A 22054-nucleotide genomic window follows, 5' to 3' on the forward strand; every position below is an offset into this window, starting at 1 on the left:
AGATATGGAAGCACCGTGAGGTGTGGAGTTGACTGGTACTAATAGGCCGAGGGCTTGTCCTCAGTTGCTCGCGTCCACTGTGTTGGTTCTGAAACCACGAACGACCGGCCCCTGATTTGGGGTTGCGGGTTGTGTTTCATAGTGTTTCGGTGGTCATAGCGTAGGGGAAACGCCCGGTTACATTCCGAACCCGGAAGCTAAGCTCTACAGCGCCGATGGTACTGCAGGGGGGACCCTGTGGGAGAGTAGGACGCCGCCGAACTCCTTTTGAATAAGCTCCGGCTCCCGGGTCAAGAACCCGGGAGCCGGAGCTTTTTTGCGTTGGGGTAGGGTCAGGGGGCATCATCGGCCCTTTCCGTCCAGGAGGCTCCCGCGTGGAGGTCCAGGAGACCCGCGTGCAGACCGACCGGGTCCTCACCATCCCGAACATCCTCAGCATGGCGCGTCTCCTCGGCGTACCCCTCTTCCTGTGGCTGATTCTCCGGCCGGAGTTCGGTGGCCCGAAGAGCGATGGCTGGGCACTTCTGGTGCTCGCGCTGAGCGGTGTCAGTGACTACCTGGACGGCAAGCTCGCCCGGCGCTGGAACCAGATCAGCAGCCTCGGCCGGCTCCTCGACCCAGCGGCCGACCGCCTCTACATCCTGTCGACGCTGCTCGGCCTCACCTGGCGCGAGATCCTGCCCCTCTGGCTGACCCTCGTCCTGCTGGCGCGGGAGGCCGTCCTGCTGGTGATGGTCGGCGTGCTCCGGCGCCACGGATACCCGCCGCCGCAGGTGAACTTCCTCGGCAAGGCGGCCACCTTCAATCTCATGTACGCCTTCCCGTTGCTCCTGCTCAGCGACGGGGGCGGATGGATCGCGTCACTCGCCGCCGTTTTCGGCTGGGCGTTCGCCGGATGGGGTACAACCCTGTACTGGTGGGCAGGAGTGCTCTACGTGGTGCAGGTCCGCCGTCTCATCCGTGCGGACACCACGGCCGACCGAACTCGTCGAACGTGAGGCCCCCTGGCAGCCGGATGGCCCGCGCCCCCGATGTGCGGGACAATCAGGACGGGTGAAGTCGGCTGGACCGTCATCTCTTGGAGGAGGACGCTTCCGACATGAAGGCCGTCGTGATGGCCGGAGGCGAGGGCACACGCCTTCGCCCCATGACCTCAAGCATGCCCAAGCCGCTCCTGCCGGTCGTCAACCGGCCGATCATGGAGCACGTGCTGCGGCTGCTCAAGCGGCATGGGCTCAACGAGACCGTGGTCACCGTCCAGTTCCTGGCCTCGCTGGTCAAGAACTACTTCGGTGACGGCGAAGAGCTCGGCATGGAACTCACCTATGCCAACGAGGAGAAGCCACTCGGTACCGCGGGAAGCGTCAAGAACGCCGAAGCGGCCCTGAAGGACGATGCTTTCCTCGTCATCTCCGGCGACGCCCTGACCGACTTCGACCTGACCGACCTCATCACCTTCCACAAGGAGAAGGGCGCGCTCGTCACCGTCTGTCTGACGCGCGTGCCCAACCCGCTGGAATTCGGCATCACCATCGTCGACGAAGAGGGAAAGGTCGAACGCTTCCTGGAGAAGCCGACCTGGGGTCAGGTCTTCTCGGACACCGTCAACACCGGCATCTACGTCATGGAGCCCGAGGTCTTCGACTACGTCGACCCCGATGTGCCCGTGGACTGGTCCGGTGACGTCTTCCCGCAGCTCATGAAGGAGGGCAAGCCCGTCTACGGCTATGTCGCCGAGGGCTACTGGGAGGACGTGGGCACCCACGAGAGCTATGTGAAGGCCCAGGCCGACGTCCTGGAGGGCAAGGTCGACGTCGACATCGACGGCTTCGAGATCTCCCCCGGCGTCTGGGTCGCCGAGGGCGCCGAGGTGCACCCCGACGCGGTGCTCCGCGGCCCCCTCTACATCGGTGACTACGCCAAGGTCGAGGCCGGCGCGGAGATCCGCGAGCACACCGTCGTGGGCTCCAACGTGGTCGTCAAGAGCGGTGCCTTCCTCCACAAGGCCGTCGTCCACGACAACGTGTACGTCGGACCGCACAGCAACCTCCGCGGCTGCGTCGTCGGCAAGAACACGGACATCATGCGCGCGGCCCGGGTCGAGGACGGCGCGGTCATCGGCGACGAGTGCCTGGTCGGTGAGGAATCGATCATCCAGGGCAATGTGCGCGTCTACCCCTTCAAGACCATCGAGGCCGGCGCCTTCGTCAACACCTCGGTGATCTGGGAGTCGCGGGGCCAGGCGCACCTCTTCGGCGCCCGTGGGGTCTCCGGCATCCTCAACGTGGAGATCACGCCGGAGCTGGCCGTCCGGCTCGCCGGCGCCTACGCGACCACCCTGAAGAAGGGGTCCACCGTCACCACCGCCCGCGACCACTCCCGGGGCGCCCGGGCCCTCAAGCGGGCGGTGATCTCGGCCCTCCAGGCGAGCGCCATCGACGTGCGGGACCTGGAGAACGTGCCGCTGCCCGTGGCGCGGCAGCAGACCGCGCGGGGCAGCGCCGGCGGGATCATGATCCGCACCACGACCGGGGTCCCGGACTCGGTCGACATCATGTTCTTCGACGGCCGGGGCGCCGACCTGTCCCAGGGCAGTCAGCGCAAGCTCGACCGGGTGTTCGCGCGGCAGGAGTACCGGCGGGCGTTCCCCGGTGAGATCGGTGACCTCCACTTCCCCGCCAGCGTCTTCGACTCGTACACCGGATCGCTGCTGCGCAACGTCGACACCACCGGGATCGCGGAGTCGGGCCTCAAGGTCGTCGTCGACGCCTCCAACGGCAGCGCCGGGCTGGTACTGCCCAGCCTGCTGGGCAAGCTGGGCGTCGACTCGCTGACCATCAACCCCGGCCTGGACGAGGCCCGGCCGACCGAGACCGGCGAGATGCGGCGCTCGGGGCTGGTGCGCCTCGGCGAGATCGTGGCGTCCTCCCGGGCCGCGTTCGGCGTGCGGTTCGACCCGGTCGGGGAGCGGCTCTCGCTCGTCGACGAGAAGGGATGGATCATCGAGGACGACCGGGCCCTGCTGGTGATGCTGGACCTGGTCGCGGCCGAACGGCGCAGCGGGCGGGTGGCGCTGCCGGTGACCACCACCAGGATCGCCGAGCAGGTGGCCGCCTACCACGGCACCCAGGTCGAGTGGACCACCACCTCGCCCGACGACCTGACCCGGGTCGGCGGCGAGGAGGGCACCATCTTCGGCGGCGACGGCAAGGGCGGCTTCATCGTCCCCGAGTTCAGCCGCGTCTACGACGGCACGGCCGCCTTCGTCCGGCTCATCGGTCTGGTGGCCAGGACACAGCTCACCCTGAGCCAGATCGACGCGCGCATCCCCGGGGCCCACGTCCTCAAGCGGGACCTGGCGACACCGTGGGCGGTCAAGGGACTGGTGATGCGGAGGGTCGTGGAGGCCGCCGGGGACCGGTTCGTGGACACCACCGACGGGGTGCGCGTGGTCGAGTCCGACGGCCGCTGGGTCATGGTCCTGCCGGACCCGGCCGAGGCGGTCACCCACCTGTGGGCCGAGGGCCCCGACGACGCCTCCGCGCGGGCCCTGCTGGACGAGTGGGCGGCGATCGTGGAGAGCGCCGGCCAGTAGGCGGCCCGCTCCGTCCCGCCCTCCGCGGCGGGGCCGGAGCCCGGGGCCGGGGCCCGCCCGGGGCGGCCCGGCCCCGCACCTCCTTCCGATGCCCGGACCGGCCCGTTCCGGCCCCGCCCGGCCCTCCCCGCCGGTGCCGGCGGGACGCTCCCGAGCGCCCCGCCCGGTGCGCGGGTGGGGCCATTCGGAGGTAGGGGCGTCGGCGTGCGACGATGTGCGGCATGCCGCAGCAACCCCCCGTTCGGAGCACCCCCACGCGGCCCGTACGCCCCGACGCCTCCATGTCGTTGCTGACCAACGTCATGGACCACAGCCTGGACGACGGATACGCCGAAGCCGCCGCGCGCAAGCGCGCCGAGGGCGCCGGCGGACTCCCCAGGACCCTGCGCGCCAAGCTCGGGCTCGCCACCGGTCTGGTCCTCGCCGCCCTGGTCGTCACCGTCGGCGCGGCACAGGCCCGGGTCTCGGCCCCCGTCATCGCCAAGGAGCGCGAGGAGCTGATCGACCGCGTCGAGGGGGAGACCGCGGCGGCCGACGAGCTGGAGCGGAAGGTCGACGAGCTGCGCGCCGAGGTCGGCGCCCGGCAGCGGGAGGCCCTCGCGAGCACCGGCGACGACGCCTCCGATCTGATGGGCGTACTGTCCGGTGCCGTGGCCGTGCGGGGCCCCGGGGTGAAGCTGGTCGTCGACGACGCCAAGGACGTCTCCGCCGGCGACGGACGGCCGCGCGGCACCTCCGGGTTCGCCGACACCGGCCGGGTCCGGGACCGGGACATGCAGCGGGTGGTCAACGGGCTCTGGGAGGCGGGCGCCGAGGCCGTCTCGATCAACGGGCGGCGGCTGACCGCGCTGTCCGCGATCAGGGCCGCCGGTGACGCCGTACTGGTCGACAACAAGCCGCTGGTGCCGCCGTACACGGTGCTCGCGCTGGGGGACGGGGAGCGGCTCCGCGACGGCTTCCGGGACAGCGCCGACGGGCTCTATCTGAACGCCCTCCAGCAGAACTACGGCATCCGGACGGCTCTCTCCGCCAAGGACGACCTCCGGCTCCCGGCCGCACCGAGCGTGATCGTACGTACCGCACAGCCGATAACCGAGAAGGGCACATCGTGATCGCCGTACTGGGCCTCGTCGTGGGAGTCGTGGCCGGACTGCTGGTCCGGCCGGAGGTGCCGGCGGCCGTCGAACCCTATCTGCCGATCGCCGTGGTCGCGGCGCTCGACGCCGTCTTCGGCGGGCTGAGGGCCATGCTCGACGGCATCTTCGACGACAAGGTCTTCGTGGTGTCGTTCCTGTCGAACGTCGTGGTCGCCGCGCTGATCGTGTTCCTGGGCGACAAGCTGGGCGTGGGGGCGCAGCTCTCCACGGGCGTCGTGGTCGTCCTCGGCATCCGGATCTTCTCCAACGCGGCGGCCATCCGTCGGCACGTGTTCCGGGCGTGAGGCCGATGAGCGATCACGACGGACTGCCCGCGCATCCCCTGCGCAAGGAACTGCCCGCGGAGGTGCCCCCGCCGCCGTCCCCGCCGGACGAGGACGGGGGCGGTGCCGGAACGCCGCTGACCGGCCGTCAGCGGCTGGCCGCCGGGTTGTGGCCGCCGCGCGTCACCCGGGCCCAACTCATCGTCGCCCTGCTGTTGTTCGGCCTGGGCTTCGGCCTGGCCGTGCAGGTGGCGTCCAACAGCGACAGCGGCAGCGCCCTGCGCGGGGCCCGCCAGGAGGATCTCGTCCGCATCCTCGATGAACTCGACGACCGGACCCAACGTCTTGAAGACGAGAAGCAGGGCCTCGAGAAGCAGCGGGACGAGCTGGCCAACAGCTCGGACCAGGCGGAGGAGGCCCGCAGGCAGACGCTGGAGAAGGAGCGGCAACTCGGTGTCCTGGCGGGCACCGTGGCCGCGAAGGGACCCGGCATCACGATGACGATCGAGGACACGAAGGGCATGGTCGAGGCGGACATGCTGCTCGACGCGATCCAGGAGCTCCGCGCGGCCGGCGCGGAGGCGATCCAGGTCAACGGCGTACGGGTGGTGGCCGGCACCTATCTGACGGACACCGACACGAGCGTGGCCGTCGACGGGAACAAGATCACCCCGCCCTATCGTTTCCAGGTCATCGGCGAGCCGCGGGACCTGGAACCGGCGCTCAACATCCCGGGAGGCGTGGTGCAGACTCTGGAGAAGGAACAGGCCACCGTCACCGTCGAGCGCTCCACCGGCATTGTCGTGGACGCCTTGCGAGCAGCGAAGCGGCCTGACTACGCTCGGTCGTCCTCCCGGTGAACCGGGGGTGCATGGTGATCGTCGGACGAGGGCATGAGGTTGCGGGGGGTCGACGCACCGATTGGGTGGTGCGTGGTGGAAACTGTCCGGTGGAGACGGACGTTGTAAGAGTGTCCGGGTCGGCCAGTGCGGTCAGTCAGGGTTCGTCCTGCCCCACGGGCGGGTCTGTTTCGGTCAAGGGGAATCGCCCGTGAAGTTGTTTGCGAAGTTGTTCGGCAAGAGCGCGCGAGAGGGCAGCGACAACGCCACCGCCCGCCATAGCGCACAGCCCGACGCGGAAGGGCCGCGTCCGCTGTTCCGGGACCAGGTCGGCGGCGGTGCCGCCGGTGGTCACGGCGCGTCGTCCGTTGACCCCGCTCAGTCCGGCGGCATAGGTTTCGGTCAGCCGCAGGCCCCCGGCGCGTACGCGCCCGGCGCCCCGGCGGGGCAGCCGCGGCAGGGGGGTGCGCCCGTGTCGGCCCTGGTGTGCACGAGGTGCGGTCACCAGAACGCGGAGAACAGCCGCTTCTGCTCCAACTGCGGCGCGCCGCTGCGCCCCGGCGCGATCCCGGAGCGTGCCTCCGAGACGACGTCGACGATCTCCATCTCGGGCCTGGAGGCGTACGACGCCGAGGCCACCGGGCAGACCGCGATGCCGTCGCTGTCCCCCGAGGCACAGGCCGCCGTGGACGCCCTGCCGCTGGGCTCGGCGCTCCTGGTGGTGCGCCGCGGTCCGAACTCGGGCAGCCGCTTCCTGCTGGACGGGGAGCTGACCACCGCGGGGCGTCATCCGCAGAGCGACATCTTCCTGGACGACGTCACGGTCTCCCGTCGGCACGTGGAGTTCCGGCGCGGTCCGGACGGCTCGTTCACGGTGGCCGACGTCGGCAGCCTGAACGGCACGTACGTCAACCGCGAGCGGATCGACCAGGTCGCCCTGTCCAACGGTGACGAGGTGCAGATCGGCAAGTACCGGCTGGTCTTCCACGCGAGCCAGCGAGGTTACTGACCGGCCCCCGGGCTCCGTCCGGGGACCCCAGGGAAGGGCCATGCGTCAAACACCGAGCGGCGGTGCCGGACACGGCGCCGCCGCCACGGACCGGGGACTGATGAGCATCGGCGCGGTGCTGAACGCGCTGCGCGACGAGTTCCCGGACGTCACGATCTCCAAGATCCGGTTCCTGGAGGCGGAGGGGCTCGTCGAACCGCGGCGGACCCCGGCCGGCTACCGCAAGTTCGACGCGCGCGACGTCGAGCGCCTCGGCCATGTGCTGCGCATGCAGCGGGACCACTACCTGCCGCTGAAGGTCATCCGGGAGCACCTGGACGCCGTGGAGCGCGGCGAGGCGGTGCGGCTGCCCGCGCTGGGGCGGCCGCGGGAGGGCGAGGAGGCGCACGAGGCCGCCGAGGGGCCCACGGCGGCGCGCATCGGGCGGGCCGAGCTGCTGGCCGCCGCCGGGATCGAGGAGCGGGAACTGGCCGAATGGGAGTCGTACGGGCTCGTCGTCCCACTGGCCGACGGGGTGTACGACGCCGAGGCGGTCACCGTGGCCTCGCTCGTCGTCCAGCTCGGGCGCTTCGGGATCGAGCCCCGGCACCTGAGGGTGATGAAGGCCGCCGCGGACCGGGAGGCCGGCCTGGTGGACCAGGTGGTCGCCCCGCTCAAGCGCCACCGCAACCCGCAGACCAGGGCCCTCGCCGAGGCCCGCACCAAGGAGCTGGCCGGCCTGGCCGTGCGGCTGCACGCCGCGCTGGTGCGCAGCGCGCTCGGGGTCCGGCTGCCCTGAGCCGGTCCGCCCGGAACAGGACGGACCTGTGGGCCGTTTCGCCCACCCGTTCCCGGTCCGACTACCCAAACGTCCCGGGCACGGCCTAGGGTTGCTGTGTGAACGAGCTCGATGTCGTAGGTGTCCGGGTCGAGATGCCCTCCAACCAACCGATCGTGCTGTTGCGCGAGGTGGGCGGCGACCGCTACCTCCCCATCTGGATCGGGCCGGGGGAGGCGACGGCCATCGCCTTCGCCCAGCAGGGCATGGCCCCCGCCCGGCCGCTGACCCACGACCTGTTCAAGGACGTGCTGGAGGCCGTCGGCCAGGAGCTCACCGAGGTGCGCATCACGGACCTGCGCGAGGGGGTCTTCTTCGCCGAACTGGTCTTCGCCAGCGGGGTCGAGGTCAGCGCGCGGCCGTCCGACGCGATAGCGCTGGCCCTGCGCACCGGTACCCCGATCTACGGCACCGACGAGGTGCTGGACGACGCGGGCATCGCGATCCCGGACGAGCAGGAGGACGAGGTCGAGAAGTTCCGCGAGTTCCTCGACCAGATCTCGCCGGAGGACTTCGGCAGCGGTAACCAGTGACCGCCCCCGCCGGGCCGCATTCGACTAGCCTTTCCCGGTGGTGGGTCACGCGAAACCACTCGAAGGGTGATTATCACTCGGCGTGCCGAGTGTGGCGATCGTTGACGCACCCTTGGTGACTGCCTACCGTCGAGGAGGCAGGTCAAGGACGGAGGTCGGCGTGAGGATCAGCGGCGACGGTACGGCCGGGGACACCACCCCCGGCCGAGGTCTCGGGGTGGGCGGTCCCTACGGGCTCCACCAGGGCGCGGCCGACCCCGTTCCGCAGCGGTCCCCGGCCGTGCCGGGCAGCGGAGGGGCGACGGCCATGACGTCCGAGCAGATCGGCTACCGCGGCCCGACGGCCTGCGCGGCAGCGGGCATCACCTATCGGCAGCTCGACTACTGGGCCCGTACGGGCCTCGTCGAGCCCAGTGTGCGGCCGGCCCACGGGTCCGGCACCCAGCGCCTGTACAGCTTCCGCGACGTCGTCGTGCTGAAGATCGTCAAGCGGTTCCTGGACACCGGGGTGTCGCTGCAGAACATCCGCACCACCGTCCGGCACCTGCGGGACCGGGGCTTCAGGGACCTGGAGCGGATGACGCTGATGTGCGACGGCGCCACGGTCTACGAGTGCACCTCGCCGGACGAGGTGCACTCCCTGCTCCAGGGCGGCCAGGGCATCTTCGGCATCGCCGTGGGCGTGGTCTGGCGGGATGTCGAGAGCGCGCTGTCCCAGCTGCACGGCGAGCGGGTGGACACCGGGGAGACCCTGGTCGGCCACCACCCCGCGGACGAGCTGGCCCGGCGCCGCAACCGGGCGGTGTGAGCCCGGGGGCGGCCCGGTGACCGCCCTTGGGCGCGGGGCCGCCCCGGTGCCGTTGTCAGTGCCGTGGGGCAGCATCGGAGGAGTGAGAACCGCACCCACGATCCTGCACCTCGACATGGACGCCTTCTACGCCTCGGTGGAACAGGCGTCCAAGCCGAGCCTGCGCGGGAAGGCCGTGGTCGTGGGCGGGCTCGGACCGCGCGGCGTGGTGGCCACGGCGTCCTACGAGGCCAGGGTCTTCGGGGTGCACTCGGCGATGCCGATGGGCCAGGCCCGCCGGCTCGCGCCGCACGCGGCGTACCTCGTCCCGCGCTTCGCGCTGTACCGCTCGGTCAGCGAGCAGGTGATGCGGCTGCTGCGGCTGCTGTCGCCGCTCGTGGAGCCGCTGAGCCTGGACGAGGCGTTCGTGGACCTGGAGGCCGCCGGAGCGGCCCGGGACGAGGCGTCGGCGCGGCTGGCGGGGGAGAAGCTGCGCCGGGACATCCGGGCGGTCACCGGGCTGACCGGGTCCGTGGGGCTGGCCGCCTCCAAGATGCTCGCCAAGATCGCCTCCGAGGAGGCCAAGCCCGACGGGCTGGTGCTGGTCCGTCCCGGCACCGAGCGGTCCCTGCTGGAGCCGATGCCCGTGCGCACCCTGCCCGGCGTGGGACCGGCCACCGGCGACCACCTGCGCCGGGCGGGCATCGCCACGGTCGGGGAGCTGGCCGAGGCGGGCGAGGACGAGCTGGTCCGGCTGCTGGGCAGGGCCCACGGGCACGCGCTGTACGCCATGGCGCTGGCGCGCGACGAGCGGCCGGTGGTGGCCGAGCGGGAGACCAAGTCGGTGTCGGTCGAGGACACCTACGACGTGGACATCCACGACCGGGTGCGGGTCGGCACGGAGGTGCGGCGGCTGGCCGAGCGGTGCGTGCGCAGGCTGCGCGGGTCCGGGCTGTCCGGGCGGACCATCGTGCTCAAGGTGCGGCGCTACGACTTCTCCACGCTGACCCGCTCCGAGACGCTGCGCGGGCCGACGGACGATCCGGCGGTGGTGCGGGAGGCGGCGGCCCGGCTGCTGGACTCCGTGGACACCACCGGAGGGGTGCGGCTGCTCGGCGTGGGGGTCACCGGGCTCGCCGACTACACGCAGGAGGACCTGTTCGCCCAGGCCGCGGGCGAGCGCGCGGCGGAGGCCGAGGAGGAGGCGGACGAGGGGCCCGCCGAGGAGCGGCCGGAGGTCCCCGCCGAGCGCCGCTGGCCGTCGGGGCACGATGTGCGCCACGCGGAGCACGGGCACGGGTGGGTGCAGGGCAGCGGCGTCGGGAGGGTCACCGTGCGCTTCGAGACGCCGTACTCGCCGCCCGGCCGGGTGCGGACCTTCGCCGTGGACGACCCCGGCCTGGCACCGGCCGAACCGCTGCCGCTGGTCGAGACGGTTCCGTCGGCCGGGCAGGAGTACCCGGCCGGACCGGGGTCCCCTCTGGCCGTACCGGCCTCCGGCGGGTCCGGGGGCGGCCGGGACGGGGGCTGGGCGCGGGACGACGGGGGGAGGACGCCGTACGGCGACGGGCACTCACTGCCACCGGACGGCCGGGCAGGCGCGCCGGCGCCCGGCGGCGCGGGGAGCGCGCCGGACGGCGGAGCCGGGGGAGAGGGCGCCGGGGCGGCCGCGGACCGGGGGAGCGGTGCCCCGGGGCGGGGCGACGCGGGGGGCGGCGCACGGGGGCGCGGGGGAGGCGGCGCCGGGGGAGGTGAGGACCGCGGAGGTCAGGACTCCTCGTTGCCCCGGCCCGCCAGCTTCCCGAAGTCGCGGTCCGGCGGCAGGGGGCCGGCGGCCACGTCGAGACCGTAGTGGTGGTAGAGCTGGAGCTCCTGCTCCGGCGAGAGGTGGCGCCCGACGCCGAAGTCCGGGGCCTCCTTGATCAGGGCCCGGTCGAAGGGCACCCGCAGGGTGCCGTCCACCAGCTCGCTGGGCTCCAGGGGCACGAAGGCGTCCCGGCTGAACAGGCCGGTGCGGATGGCCGCCCACTCGGGCAGCCCGGTGGCGTCGTCGAGATAGACCTCGTCGACGGTGCCGATCCGGGTCCCGCCGCGGTCGAACGCCTTGCGGCCGATCAGACTGCGCGGATCTATGTCGGTACGCACGGGCCCTCCACTGGGTCGCACCGGGGTCGCGGACCGTCCGGTGAAACATCCTTTCGGTCATACGAAAGTGCACTTTGGCCCGGTCGGCCACTCGGCGGCGGTCCGGGTGCTCGAAGGGTTGTTCGACGTTCTCGCTGGTAAGCTGGCAGGTGGCCGCTGACCCCGTGCGGGAGAGTCCTCCAGACACCATCGGAGGCGCCGAAGGAGCAACTCCTCCCCGGAATCTCTCAGGCCCACGTACCGCACGGACGAGGTCACTCTGGAAAGCAGGGCGGGTGTCGACGGCGTCCGCCCTCACCGACGGTGAAAGCCGGTGACCGTCCCAGGACGGCCCCCGGTGAAACTCTCAGGTTGAGATGACAGAGGGGGAGGCCGTCCGGGCACCCGAGCCGTGGTGCCCTCGCAGGTCGCGTCAGACCAGGAGGCCTCCGCAATGACCGCCCACCGCATTCCGCTCGCCCGGCTCGAACAGGCCGCGCCGTTCGAGCAGCGTCACATCGGCCCCGACCACGAGGCCCGGGCCAAGATGCTCGCGCAGGTCGGCTACGGCTCGCTGGACGACCTCACGGCCGCCGCCGTGCCGGACGTCATCAAGAACGCCGAGGCGCTGAACCTGCCGGAGGCCCGCTCCGAGGCCGAGGTGCTGGCTGAACTGCGCTCCCTGGCCGAGCGCAACCAGGTCCTCGACTCCATGATCGGCCTCGGCTACTACGGCACCTTCACCCCGCCGGTCATCCTGCGCAACGTCATGGAGAACCCGGCCTGGTACACCGCCTACACGCCGTACCAGCCGGAGATCTCCCAGGGCCGCCTGGAGGCCCTGCTCAACTTCCAGACGATGGTCGCCGACCTCACCGGGCTGCCCACCTCCGGCGCCTCGCTGCTCGACGAGGGCACCGCCGCCGCCGAGGCGATGGCTCTCTCCCGGCGCATGGGCAGGAACAAGAAGGGCCTGTTCCTCGTCGACGCGGACGCCCTGCCGCAGACCGTCGCCGTCATCCGCACCCGCGCCGAACCCACCGGTGTCGAGGTCGTCGTCGCCGACCTCAGCGACGGCATCCCCGCCGAGGTCGCCGAGCGGGAGATCAACGGCGTCCTGCTCCAGTACCCGGGTGCCTCCGGTGCCGTCCGCGACCTCGGGCCCGTGATCGACCGGGCCCACGAACTCGGCGCCCTCGTCACCGTCGCCGCCGACCTCCTCGCCCTCACCCTGCTGACCCCGCCCGGCGAGCTGGGCGCCGACATCGCCGTCGGCACCACGCAGCGCTTCGGCGTCCCGATGGGCTTCGGCGGCCCGCACGCCGGCTACATGGCCGTCCACGAGAAGTTCGCCCGCAGCCTGCCCGGCCGCCTCGTCGGCGTCTCCGTCGACGCCGACGGCGACCGCGCCTACCGGCTCGCCCTGCAGACCCGCGAGCAGCACATCCGCCGCGAGAAGGCCACCAGCAACATCTGCACCGCGCAGGTCCTGCTCGCCGTCATGGCCGGCATGTACGCCGTCTACCACGGGCCCGAGGGGCTGCGCTCCATCGCCCGGCGCACCCACCGCTACGCGGCCCTCACCGCCGCCGGGCTCGCCGCGGGCGGTGTGGAGATCGTCCACGGCGCCTACTTCGACACGGTCACCGCGCGGGTGCCGGGCCGGGCCGCCGAGATCGTGAACGCCGCCCGTGACAACGGCCTCAACCTGTGGCGGGCCGACGCCGACCACGTCTCCTTCGCCTGCGACGAGACCACCACGCGCGCCCAGGTCGGCGGCGTGTGGAGCGCCTTCGGCGTCGAGGCGGACATCGAGGAGCTGGACGCGTCCGCCGCCGACGCGCTCCCCGGTGAGCTGCTGCGCTCCGACGACTTCCTCACCCACCCCGTCTTCCACCAGCACCGCTCCGAGACCGCGATGCTGCGCTACCTGCGCCGCCTCGCGGACCGGGACTACGCCCTGGACCGCGGCATGATCCCGCTGGGCTCGTGCACCATGAAGCTCAACGCGACCACCGAGATGGAGCCGGTCACCTGGCCCGAGTTCGGCGCGCTGCACCCCTTCGCCCCCGCCGAGCAGGCACAGGGCTATCTGACGCTCATCCGCGAGCTGGAGGAGCGGCTCGCGGAGGTCACCGGGTACGACACGGTCTCGCTCCAGCCCAACGCCGGTTCGCAGGGCGAGTTCGCCGGTCTGCTCGCGGTGCGCGGCTACCACCGCGCCAACGGCGAAGAGAAGCGCACGGTCTGCCTGATCCCCTCCTCCGCGCACGGCACCAACGCGGCCAGCGCCGTGATGGCCGGCATGAAGGTCGTCGTGGTCCGGACCGCCGAGGACGGCGAGGTCGACGTCGAGGACCTGCGGGCCAAGATCGAGAAGCACCGCGACGAGCTGGCCGTGCTGATGATCACCTACCCCTCCACCCACGGCGTCTTCGAGGAGCACGTCGCCGACATCTGCGCCCGGGTCCACGACGCGGGCGGCCAGGTCTACGTGGACGGCGCCAACCTCAACGCCCTGGTCGGCCTCGCCAAGCCGGGCCACTTCGGCGGGGACGTCTCCCACCTGAACCTGCACAAGACGTTCTGCATCCCGCACGGCGGCGGCGGCCCCGGCGTCGGCCCGGTGGCCGTGCGCTCGCACCTGGCGCCGTACCTGCCGAACCACCCGCTCCAGGCCGCGGCCGGTCCGGCGACGGGTGTGGGCCCGGTCTCGGCGGCCCCGTGGGGCTCGGCGGGCATCCTGCCCATCTCCTGGTCGTACGTCCGGCTGATGGGCGGCGAGGGGCTCAAGCGGGCCACCCAGGTGGCCGTGCTGTCCGCCAACTACATCGCCAAGCGGCTGGAGCCGCACTTCCCGGTCCTCTACACCGGACCGGGAAGTCTGGTCGCCCACGAGTGCATCATCGACCTGCGCGAGCTGACCCGGACGACCGGGGTGAGCGTCGACGACGTCGCCAAGCGGCTCATCGACTACGGCTTCCACGCGCCGACGATGTCCTTCCCGGTGCCCGGCACGCTGATGATCGAGCCGACCGAGTCCGAGGACCTGGCCGAGCTGGACCGCTTCTGCGACGCCATGATCGCCATCCGCGCGGAGATCGAGAAGGTCGGCTCCGGCGCCTGGCCGGCCGAGGACAACCCGCTGCGCGCCGCTCCGCACACCGCCGCCGCCCTCGGCGGTGACTGGGACCACGCCTACTCGCGCGAGGAGGCCGTTTTCCCGGCCGGGGTGAGTGCCGCGGACAAGTACTGGCCGCCGGTGCGCCGCGTCGACCAGGCCTACGGCGACCGCAACCTCGTCTGCTCCTGCCCGCCGCTGGAGGCGTACGAGGACTGACGGACCGGACGGGCGCCGGTACCGCCGGACGGGCGGGACGGGTGCCGTCCACCACGGGGTGAGGGCCCCGCCGCGCCGGACGGCGCGGCGGGGCCCTCACCCGTTCGGAGCACCGGGCGGGACCCCGGTGCTCAGGCGGCCGCCACCAGCCCCGTGCCGAGGGGCCTGCGCGGGGCGATGGCCCGCCCGTCCGGCAGCAGTTCGCCGGTGTCCTCGAAGAGGACGACGCCGTTGCACAGCAGGCTCCAGCCCTGTTCCGGGTGGTGCGCCACGAGGCGCGCGGACTCCCGGTCCGCGGAGTCGGCTGTCGGGCAGGCTGGCTGGTGCTGGCACATGGGCGGGATCTCTCGCTCCGAGGTGATGGGTGGGTGTGCTGTCCGGTCCGTTCCGCGGCGTGAAGCGTCGTTCATGGCCGCCACCCCCGTGGTGATGAGTCGGTCGGAACCCCAGTGTTGCCCCGCGGGCGCCGATCCGCAGGCATTTCGGCGGACCGCTGCCCACCCGTGGGGAACGTGTCACCCCGGCGGGCGGCCCGGTCCCGCCGCATCCTCCGTCCGGGTGGTGCGGGATGGCCCGGAGGGACTACGCCACACGGTCCGCCGGCCGCCGGGGACGTCGCCCCGGCGGCCGGCGCCGTGACCGGATCACCTCACCGCGGTGCTCCTGCCGGGGTGTGCAGGAGCGGGGTCCGGGTCACCCGGTGGGTCAGGACCGGCAACAGCTCGGCGACCTGGTGCGGCCGGTGGGCGGCGATGCCCGGAGGGGCCGGCGCCAGCGGGACGAGCAGATCGGCGGGGGCGGGGCGGCCGGTGCCGGCGTCGGTGGCGCAGTCGCCGTGCAGCCACAGCGTGAGCATGTACAGGCCGGGCACGGACAGCAGCCGCGGCTGGTAGGGCTCGGGCAGCGACTCCGCCTGGCGCAGGGCGTGTTCGGTCGAGGTGACGTAGGGGCCCTCGAAGAAGTGCGAGAACCTCCAGCCGTCCGCGGTCAGGACGGTCTCCGCCGCCGCCACCGCGACCTCGCCCCGGCGGAGCAGGAAGCGCCAGCCGGTGAGCCGGGTCCGGGTCACACCCTCGGCGGTGGCCGCCTCCAGGACGTGGACGGGCAGGGCCAGTTCGGGCACGGCCGGGCCCCGGCCGTCGAGCAGGGCGGGGGTGCGGGCCTCGCGGGCCGCGGCGGGCGACGAGAGCGCCGTCCGGACGGTGCGCAGGGCGGGCGCGGGAGCCGGGGGGACATGCAGCGGCATGATGGGTCGCCTCTCATTCGAAGGCACGGCGGCACGAGGGGAGAGCGGGGCGGACGACGCTGTCAGCTCACGAGGTGGGGACGGGAGGAGCCCGGGGTCCGGGAGAGCTGAGGGGGACGGGGCCTGCCGGGCGCCGGTGCCGTCGACAGGATCGGTCCCTCGACCGCGGACGCCGGTCTGCTGCCGTATGCGGGAAGTTTATACGACACGTGTTCGGAACGGGTTTCGGGTAGCCGTTCCCGGTAAGGAGAACAAGTGCGCATCAGGTCGTCGATTTGCGGGATAAATCCAGATTTCCGAACGGGTGTGAGGCGATGACCTCGGGGAATGTTCACCGAACGGTCGGCCGAATGTCGGCGACATTTTACGCGATTTACGGGTCGGGACCCCGGAATCCGTATCCCCGTCATGCCCGGTGAATGTGCCACCGGTCACCCGGACACAGCGTAGCGGCTGCCGGGGCCGCGTGGGGACGTTATCGATCGCCCGGGCTGGGCATCATCCACCCTGACCGGCGCACCGGCCGCCGGATCAGCCCCGCACCGTCAGGAGAAGGGACGCTTCCATGGGCGAGAAGGTCGTGGCGGGTCAGTTCGACCTGTCCGATCGACAGCGCTACCGCGACAAGCTCCAGCGGTGCCTGACGGGTCTGGAACGGCTCCTTGCGGAGAAACGATTCGACCGCCCCAAGAACCTGATGGGGCTGGAGATCGAACTGAATCTCGTGGGTGCCGACGGGATGCCGAGAATGTTGAATGCGCAAGTCCTCGAACGGATCGCGAGCCGTGACTTCCAGACGGAACTCGCGATGTTCAATCTGGAAGTGAACGTGGCACCGCACCGGCTCGGCGGCCGGGTATTCGACCGGCTCGCCGAGGAGATCCGCACGTCACTGGCGTATGCGGACCGGAAGGCCGGCGAGATCGACGCGGGAATCGCGATGATCGGAATTCTGCCGACCCTCGACCGGGACGACCTGGTCTCCTCCAACCTCTCCGCCGTCGACCGCTACGCCCTGCTCAACGACCAGATGGTGGCGGCCCGCGGAGAGGAATTCACCCTCGACATCGACGGCATCGAGCGCCTCGTCTGCACATCGAAGTCCATCGCCCCCGAAGCCGCGTGTACCTCCGTACAACTCCATCTCCAGGTCACCCCCGACCGTTTCGCGGACGTGTGGAACGCGGCGCAGGCCGTCGCGGGCCCGCAGATCGCCCTCGGCGCCAACGCGCCGTTCCTGTTCGGCCGGGAGCTGTGGCGCGAGTCCCGGCCGCCGCTGTTCCAGCAGTCCACCGACACCCGGCCGCCGGAGCTCCAGGCCCAGGGGGTGCGCCCGCGCACCTGGTTCGGCGAGCGCTGGGTGACCTCGGCGTACGACCTGTTCGAGGAGAACCGGCGGTACTACCCGGCGCTGCTGCCGATCTGCGACGACGAGGACCCGCTGGAGGTGCTGGACGCGGGCGGCGTCCCCCGGCTCGCCGAACTCGTCCTGCACAACGGCACGGTCTACCGCTGGAACCGCCCGGTGTACGACGTAGCCGACGGCGTGCCCCATCTGCGCGTCGAGAACCGGGTCCTGCCCGCGGGGCCGACCGTGGTCGACGTCATCGCCAACGCCGCCTTCTACTACGGCGTCGTGCGCGCCCTGGCGGAGGAGCCCCGGCCGGTGTGGACCCGGCTGCCCTTCGAGGCGGCGGCCGCCAACTTCGACGCCGCGTGCCGCCACGGCATCGAGGCCCGCTTCGAATGGCCCCGGCGGGGCAGGCTGGGGGGCACCACCCGGGTCGACGCGGCCGTCCTGGTCCGTGACGAACTGCTGCCGCTGGCCGCCGCCGGGCTGGACGCCTGGGGCGTGGAGCCCGCCGACCGGGACCTCTACCTCGGGGTGATCGAGGAGCGGTGCCGCCGCCGGGTCAACGGCGCGACCTGGCAGGCGGCCACCTTCCACCACGCCCGGGAGACCGGGCTGACCAGGGAGGAGGCGCTGGCCGCCACGACACGGCGGTACCGGGAGCTGATGCACGACGGCGCGCCGGTGCACCAGTGGCCGGTGGGCGTCTTCGAGGCGACCCCGTCGCGCTGAGGACCGGCGACGGGCGCGTGCCGCCCGGCTGTCGGAGGCCGGGCCCGGCAGGGCCGCGCCCGTACCGGCCCCGGTGCCCGTACCGGCCCCGGTGCCCGTACCGGCCCCGGTGCCCGTACCGGNGCCCGTACCGGCCCCGGTGCCCGTACCGGCCCCGGTGCCCGTACCGGCCCCGGTGCCCGTACCGGGCCCGTGCCCGCACCGGCCCCCCTGTCCGCACTCGCCCCGTGCCCGCACCGGCGCCCGGATGCCGGGACGGGAGGAGACGGCGCGGGCGCGAACGCGCCCGGACGGGCCGGGGCGGCGGGGCGGTGCCCGGCGGCCGACCCGTCCGGGCGCCGCGGGGCGGTGCCGGTGCGTTTCGCCGGGCCCGGTGTCCGGCGGCCCATACTGATCGGGCAAGCTGTGATGCCCGGACGAGGCACGTGCGCATGGCGGAGGCGGAACGGTGGCGGAAACATCCCCTGGGCGGGCCTACCCGGAGGAGTCCCTCCCCGTGGACGGGACGGTCCGGCGCCGGATGCTGCGCGACGAGACGGTGCTGGTGCTGGCCCTCTCGCTCGGCGCGAGCGGCGTCTCCGCCCTGATCAGTTTCATCGGCTCGGTCACCCGGCCCGGCGGCCTCAAGGACCAGGCCGCCACCCTCAACGCCTCCGCCGCCCCGGGCCGCCCCTGGCTGGATCTGGCCTGGCAGCTGTTCGGGATCACCACGGCCCTCGTCCCCGTCGCGCTCGTCGCCCACTTCCTGCTGCGCGAACGGCAGAGCCTGCGCACGCTCGGTTTCGACCGCACCCGGCCCCGGACCGACCTCGGCCGGGGCGCGCTGGTCGCCGCCGCCATCGGCAGCACCGGCATCGCCTTCTACCTGGCCGCACGCGGCCTCGGGTTCAACCTCACCGTCGTGCCCGAGGCGCTGCCCTCCGTCTGGTGGAAGTACCCCGTGCTGATCCTCTCCGCGGTGCAGAACTCGGTGCTGGAGGAGGTCATCGTCGTCGGCTACCTGCTGCGCCGCCTCGACCAGCTCGGCTGGTCGCCGCGCGCGTCGATGGCGGGCAGTGCGGTGCTGCGCGGGTCGTACCACCTCTACCAGGGCATCGGCGGCTTCATCGGCAACGTGGTGATGGGCGTCGTCTTCGTGTACCTGTACCGCCGGTGGGGCCGGGTGGGCCCGCTCGTCGTGGCGCACTCGCTGCTCGACATCGGGGCCTTCGTGGGATACGGCCTGCTGGCCGGCAAGGTGGGCTGGCTGCCCACGGCCTGACGGGGCGGCGACGGCCGGCCCGGCGGGGCGCGTACGGCCGCGCGGTGCTCCCCGGGGCGTACGCGCCGCCCCGGGGTACGCCCCGTGCCCCGTTCACGGGTCCGGGGCTCCCGTCCCGCCGCCGGGCCCCTTCCGGGGACGGTGCTCAGGCCAGGAGTTCGCCGTCGATGACCGTCACCGCGTGCCCGCCGAGCAGGGTGCGGTCGCCGCGCACCTCCGTACGGACCCGGCCCGTACGGGCCGAGAGCTGCACCCCGGTCAGCACGGGGCGGCGCAGGCGCTGGGACCAGTAGGGGGCGAGCGCCGTGTGGGCGCTGCCGGTGACGGGGTCCTCGTCGATGCCGACCTTGGGGAAGAAGCAGCGGGAGACGAAGTCGTGGTCCCCGGACGGGTCCTGGGCGGCGGCGGTGACGATGACGCCGCGGTCCGAGAGCACCGCCAGCGCCCTGAGGTCCGGCGCCAGAGCGCGGACCGTGCGCTCGTCCACGACCTCGACCAGCAGGTCCCCGACGCCCGGCCCGGTGTCCAGGACGGTGAGGGGCTCGGCCCCCAGCGCCCCGGTGAGGCCGGGCGGTGCCGCCACGGGGGTGAGGGGGGCGGTGGGGAAGTCGAGGGTGATCATGCCGTCGTCCCCGGGCAGGGCGGCCACCACACCGCTGCGGGTGGCGAACCGCACCGGGCCCTCGTGGACGCCGGTGGTCCGCAGCACGTGGGCGGTGGCCAGCGTGGCGTGGCCGCACATGGCCACCTCGGTGACGGGTGTGAACCAGCGCAGTGCCCAGTCGGCGTCCCCGCCCTCGGGCAGACGGTGGGCGAACGCCGTCTCGGCGTGGTTGACCTCCCGAGCGATCCGCTGGAGCCGGTCGTCGTCGGGGAAGTCGTCCAGGAGCAGGACTCCGGCGGGGTTTCCGGTGAAGGGCCGGTCGGTGAAGGCGTCGACGATTCGAATGCGCATGCACTGACGCTAGAGCCTGCGCGGCCCACCGTGCGGGGGAGGGTGCGTCCTCGCGCCTCCGGGCGACCGGATCAGGCCGTGCGGCGCGGCCCGTGGGCGCCGCTTGACCCTGACACCGTGACAAGGTCTTCACTGGGGTCCAGGAGGTGGTCCCGATGACCATGCCCCCACGGGGCCCACGCCCGAAGACCCGCACGGACCAGGGCGCGCAGGGCCGGACCGGCCCGGCCGCGCTCGGCCGCGTCGACGCGCACCACCGCACGGACGCGGACACGCGACGCCGGACCGGCACGGACACACGGCGGAGCACTCCCGCGCACCGCCACACGGACACCGACGCCCGGCGGGCGCTCCGGGCACTGGAGCACGGCGACCCGTCGGTCCGGCTGAAGGCGGCGATGGCGGTGGGGACCGCACCGGACCCGCGGTTCGTGGAACCGCTCGTCATCCGGTGCGGGATCGAACCCGAGTTCTTCGTGCGGGAGACCCTGACCTGGGCACTCACCCGGCACGCCGACGAGGCGACGGTGCCCCGGCTCATCGCCGAGCTCGGCCAGGACCGGCCGCAGGCGCGGAGCCAGGCGCTGCACACGCTGTCCAAGATCGGGGACCGGCGGGCCTGGCCGGCGCTCACCCGGGAGCTGCTGGCCGACCCCGACGAGGAGGTGGCGCGGGCCGCCTGGCGCGCGGCGGTCGCCCTCGTGCCGGAGGGCGGACGGGCGGAACTGGCCGGGGTCCTCGCCACGCGGTTGGGGCGCGGGGAGCACCGGACGCGGGCGAGCCTCAGCCGGGCACTGGTCGCGCTCGGGGAGGTGGTGCTGCCGGTACTGGCCGCCGCGACGGGCGATCCCGACCCGCGGGTGCGGCACCACGCCGTCGCGACGGAACGGCTGTGGCACGATCCCGAGGCGGGGTTCGAGTCCGCCGTCGAGGAGGCGAAGCGCGTCGTGGCCCTCGGCGGGACCGGGCGGGAGGAGTGACGGGGCGTGCGGATCGGTGAGGTGGCGCGGCGCTCCGGGGTCAGCGCCCGGATGCTCCGGCACTACGAGTCGCTGGGCCTGGTGCGGCCGAGCGGACGCACCGGCGGCGGCTACCGGGAGTACTCCGACGAGGACATCCGGCGGATCTTCCACGTCGAGAGCCTGCGGTCGCTGGGGCTGTCCCTGCGGGACGTCGGCCGCGCGCTGGACGATCCCTCCTTCGAACCGTCCGCGCTGGTCGGCGACCTCGTCCGGCGCACGGCCGAGCGCGTCGCGGCGGAGACGGAACTGCTCACCCTGCTGCGCCGGATCGCCGCGTCCGGGCCCACGGGCTGGGACGACGTGCTGCGCAGCGTCGCGCTGCTCCGGGCGCTGGGCTCGGGGAGCGCCGGGACGCGCCAGAGCGCGGCGCTGTCCTCGGCCGACGAGGCGTCCGTACCGGTGGAGGCCCTGGCCCAGGCGCTGCTGGACGAGGCGGACCCGCATGTCGCCGGGGCCCTGCGATGGGCCCTGGCGCACGGGGGCGGCGACGCGGCGGCCGCGCTCGCCCGGGGCCTCGGCTCGCCCGACGCGGAGGTGCGCGGGCGGGCCGTCCGGGCGGTCGTCGAGATCCCGGGCGCGGAGGCGACCGCGCTGCTGCGCGCGGCCCTGGCCGATCCCGACCGCACGGTCCGGGGGCGGGCGGCGCTGGCGCTCGGCGCGCGCGGTGCGGCCGAGGCGGTGCCGGTGCTCGTCGAACTGGTGGTGGAGGGTGTGCTCGACGTCGACGCGGCCGACGCGCTGAGCGCTCTGGCGGCCGACCCGGCGCTCGCGGAACGCGTCGCCGCCGCCCTCGTCGGCCGCCTCGCCGAGGACACCGCCGGGCCGTCGGTCCGACGGCGGCTGACCCAGGCGCTCGCGGACGTCCCCGGCCCCACGGCGTCCCGTGCCCTCGCCCGTCTGTCCGGCGACGGGGACCGCGCCGTCGCCCTCACCGCGGCGTACGTCCTGCGGCTGCGGAAGACCCGCTGACCGCGGCGTGGCAGCGGCGGGGCGCTGGGCCGAGCGGGCCGGGCGGCCGTGGGG

At 73.0% G+C, this 22054-nt stretch carries 18 protein-coding genes, 1 rRNA gene, 1 pseudogene and 1 riboswitch; of the genes and pseudogenes, 16 read left to right on the forward strand and 4 right to left on the reverse strand.

The window, feature by feature from the left end; all coding sequences use genetic code 11:
* Positions 1 to 145: 145 nt before the first annotated feature.
* The 11 genes and pseudogenes from rrf to GTY84_RS14525 form a co-directional block, all read left to right on the forward strand.
* Positions 146 to 262: ribosomal RNA gene (rrf, locus tag GTY84_RS14475) — 5S ribosomal RNA — on the forward strand.
* Between the two features lie 112 nt (positions 263 to 374).
* Positions 375 to 998, forward strand: a complete 624-nt coding sequence (locus tag GTY84_RS14480) for a CDP-alcohol phosphatidyltransferase family protein (RefSeq protein WP_161226673.1) — start codon at positions 375 to 377, stop codon at positions 996 to 998.
* 101 nt (positions 999 to 1099) lie between these two features.
* Positions 1100 to 3595, forward strand: a complete 2496-nt coding sequence (locus GTY84_RS14485; RefSeq protein WP_161226674.1) for a mannose-1-phosphate guanyltransferase — start codon at positions 1100 to 1102, stop codon at positions 3593 to 3595.
* Between the two features lie 212 nt (positions 3596 to 3807).
* Positions 3808 to 4707 carry a DUF881 domain-containing protein gene (locus GTY84_RS14490; RefSeq protein ID WP_202551145.1) on the forward strand — a complete coding sequence of 300 codons (900 nt, stop codon included), beginning with the start codon at positions 3808 to 3810 and terminating at the stop codon, positions 4705 to 4707.
* Positions 4704 to 5036 (forward strand): small basic family protein, encoded by a 333-nt coding sequence (locus tag GTY84_RS14495; protein WP_003977440.1) that lies wholly within the window; start codon positions 4704 to 4706, stop codon positions 5034 to 5036. Before GTY84_RS14490 ends, GTY84_RS14495 begins: the two co-directional genes overlap by 4 nt.
* A 5-nt stretch (positions 5037 to 5041) precedes the next feature.
* Entirely contained in the window at positions 5042 to 5875 is an 834-nt protein-coding gene (locus tag GTY84_RS14500; protein ID WP_161226675.1) for a DUF881 domain-containing protein, read from the forward strand.
* A 61-nt stretch (positions 5876 to 5936) separates the two neighbouring features.
* Positions 5937 to 6863: an FHA domain-containing protein gene (locus GTY84_RS14505; protein WP_161226676.1), complete on the forward strand. Its 927-nt coding sequence runs from the start codon at positions 5937 to 5939 to the stop codon at positions 6861 to 6863.
* Positions 6864 to 6903: 40 nt separating this feature from the next.
* Positions 6904 to 7641, forward strand: coding sequence for a MerR family transcriptional regulator (locus tag GTY84_RS14510; RefSeq protein ID WP_161226677.1), 738 nt, complete (start codon positions 6904 to 6906; stop codon positions 7639 to 7641).
* 98 nt (positions 7642 to 7739) lie between these two features.
* A complete protein-coding gene (locus GTY84_RS14515) occupies positions 7740 to 8213 on the forward strand; it encodes a bifunctional nuclease family protein (protein ID WP_161226678.1) in 474 nt (157 codons plus the stop codon).
* A gap of 160 nt (positions 8214 to 8373) precedes the next feature.
* The gene (locus GTY84_RS14520; RefSeq protein WP_161226679.1) at positions 8374 to 9021 is read left to right on the forward strand and encodes a MerR family transcriptional regulator; all 648 of its coding nucleotides are present in this window, start codon (positions 8374 to 8376) and stop codon (positions 9019 to 9021) included.
* Positions 9022 to 9103: 82 nt separating this feature from the next.
* Positions 9104 to 10498 (forward strand): annotated as a pseudogene (locus GTY84_RS14525) (DNA polymerase IV); the annotation flags it as partial.
* 269 nt (positions 10499 to 10767) lie between these two features.
* Here GTY84_RS14525 and GTY84_RS14530 read toward each other — a convergent pair.
* Positions 10768 to 11145: a PRC-barrel domain-containing protein gene (locus tag GTY84_RS14530; protein WP_345943432.1), complete on the reverse strand. Its 378-nt coding sequence runs from the start codon at positions 11143 to 11145 to the stop codon at positions 10768 to 10770.
* A gap of 157 nt (positions 11146 to 11302) precedes the next feature.
* Positions 11303 to 11398: riboswitch (glycine riboswitch) on the forward strand.
* A 180-nt stretch (positions 11399 to 11578) separates the two neighbouring features.
* Between GTY84_RS14530 and gcvP the strand changes: the two genes are divergently transcribed.
* On the forward strand, positions 11579 to 14464 hold the full coding sequence (gcvP, locus tag GTY84_RS14535) for an aminomethyl-transferring glycine dehydrogenase (protein WP_161226682.1): 2886 nt from the start codon (positions 11579 to 11581) through the stop codon (positions 14462 to 14464).
* 131 nt (positions 14465 to 14595) lie between these two features.
* Here the strand turns inward: gcvP and GTY84_RS14540 are convergent, their stop codons facing one another.
* Both GTY84_RS14540 and GTY84_RS14545 read right to left on the reverse strand, forming a co-directional pair.
* Positions 14596 to 14799 carry a DUF5999 family protein gene (locus GTY84_RS14540; RefSeq protein WP_161226683.1) on the reverse strand — a complete coding sequence of 68 codons (204 nt, stop codon included), beginning with the start codon at positions 14797 to 14799 and terminating at the stop codon, positions 14596 to 14598.
* 314 nt (positions 14800 to 15113) lie between these two features.
* Positions 15114 to 15710 (reverse strand): hypothetical protein, encoded by a 597-nt coding sequence (locus GTY84_RS14545; protein WP_161226684.1) that lies wholly within the window; start codon positions 15708 to 15710, stop codon positions 15114 to 15116.
* Positions 15711 to 16275: 565 nt separating this feature from the next.
* Here GTY84_RS14545 and GTY84_RS14550 point away from each other — a divergent pair.
* Entirely contained in the window at positions 16276 to 17793 is a 1518-nt protein-coding gene (locus GTY84_RS14550) for a glutamate--cysteine ligase (RefSeq protein WP_161226685.1), read from the forward strand.
* 520 nt (positions 17794 to 18313) lie between these two features.
* Entirely contained in the window at positions 18314 to 19054 is a 741-nt protein-coding gene (locus tag GTY84_RS14555; protein ID WP_161226946.1) for a type II CAAX endopeptidase family protein, read from the forward strand.
* Positions 19055 to 19199: 145 nt separating this feature from the next.
* Here GTY84_RS14555 and GTY84_RS14560 read toward each other — a convergent pair whose 3' ends face one another.
* Positions 19200 to 20009 (reverse strand): PhzF family phenazine biosynthesis protein, encoded by an 810-nt coding sequence (locus GTY84_RS14560; RefSeq protein ID WP_161226686.1) that lies wholly within the window; start codon positions 20007 to 20009, stop codon positions 19200 to 19202.
* Between the two features lie 155 nt (positions 20010 to 20164).
* On the opposite strand from GTY84_RS14560, the gene GTY84_RS14565 reads away from it, so the two are divergent.
* Positions 20165 to 20989, forward strand: a complete 825-nt coding sequence (locus tag GTY84_RS14565; protein WP_237532279.1) for a HEAT repeat domain-containing protein — start codon at positions 20165 to 20167, stop codon at positions 20987 to 20989.
* A 6-nt stretch (positions 20990 to 20995) separates the two neighbouring features.
* Positions 20996 to 22000 (forward strand): MerR family transcriptional regulator, encoded by a 1005-nt coding sequence (locus tag GTY84_RS14570; protein ID WP_161226687.1) that lies wholly within the window; start codon positions 20996 to 20998, stop codon positions 21998 to 22000.
* Positions 22001 to 22054 lie beyond the last annotated feature (54 nt).

This window comes from Streptomyces sp. SID8352 (assembly GCF_009862265.1).
Taxonomy (GTDB): domain Bacteria; phylum Actinomycetota; class Actinomycetes; order Streptomycetales; family Streptomycetaceae; genus Streptomyces.

Bases quoted from the DNA above. Each gene is read 5' to 3' on its own strand.
- GTY84_RS14485 (WP_161226674.1), top strand. From the start codon at position 1,100: ATGAAGGCCGTCGTGATGGCCGGAGGCGAGGGCACACGCCTTCGCCCC.
- GTY84_RS14510 (WP_161226677.1), top strand. From the start codon at position 6,904: ATGCGTCAAACACCGAGCGGCGGTGCCGGACACGGCGCCGCCGCCACG.
- GTY84_RS14550 (WP_161226685.1), top strand. From the start codon at position 16,276: ATGGGCGAGAAGGTCGTGGCGGGTCAGTTCGACCTGTCCGATCGACAG.
- GTY84_RS14500 (WP_161226675.1), top strand. From the start codon at position 5,042: ATGAGCGATCACGACGGACTGCCCGCGCATCCCCTGCGCAAGGAACTG.
- GTY84_RS14490 (WP_202551145.1), top strand. From the start codon at position 3,808: ATGTGCGGCATGCCGCAGCAACCCCCCGTTCGGAGCACCCCCACGCGG.
- GTY84_RS14555 (WP_161226946.1), top strand. From the start codon at position 18,314: ATGCTGCGCGACGAGACGGTGCTGGTGCTGGCCCTCTCGCTCGGCGCG.
- GTY84_RS14560 (WP_161226686.1), bottom strand. From the start codon at position 20,009: ATGCGCATTCGAATCGTCGACGCCTTCACCGACCGGCCCTTCACCGGA.
- GTY84_RS14545 (WP_161226684.1), bottom strand. From the start codon at position 15,710: ATGCCGCTGCATGTCCCCCCGGCTCCCGCGCCCGCCCTGCGCACCGTC.
- gcvP (WP_161226682.1), top strand. From the start codon at position 11,579: ATGACCGCCCACCGCATTCCGCTCGCCCGGCTCGAACAGGCCGCGCCG.
- GTY84_RS14540 (WP_161226683.1), bottom strand. From the start codon at position 14,799: ATGTGCCAGCACCAGCCAGCCTGCCCGACAGCCGACTCCGCGGACCGG.
- GTY84_RS14565 (WP_237532279.1), top strand. From the start codon at position 20,165: ATGACCATGCCCCCACGGGGCCCACGCCCGAAGACCCGCACGGACCAG.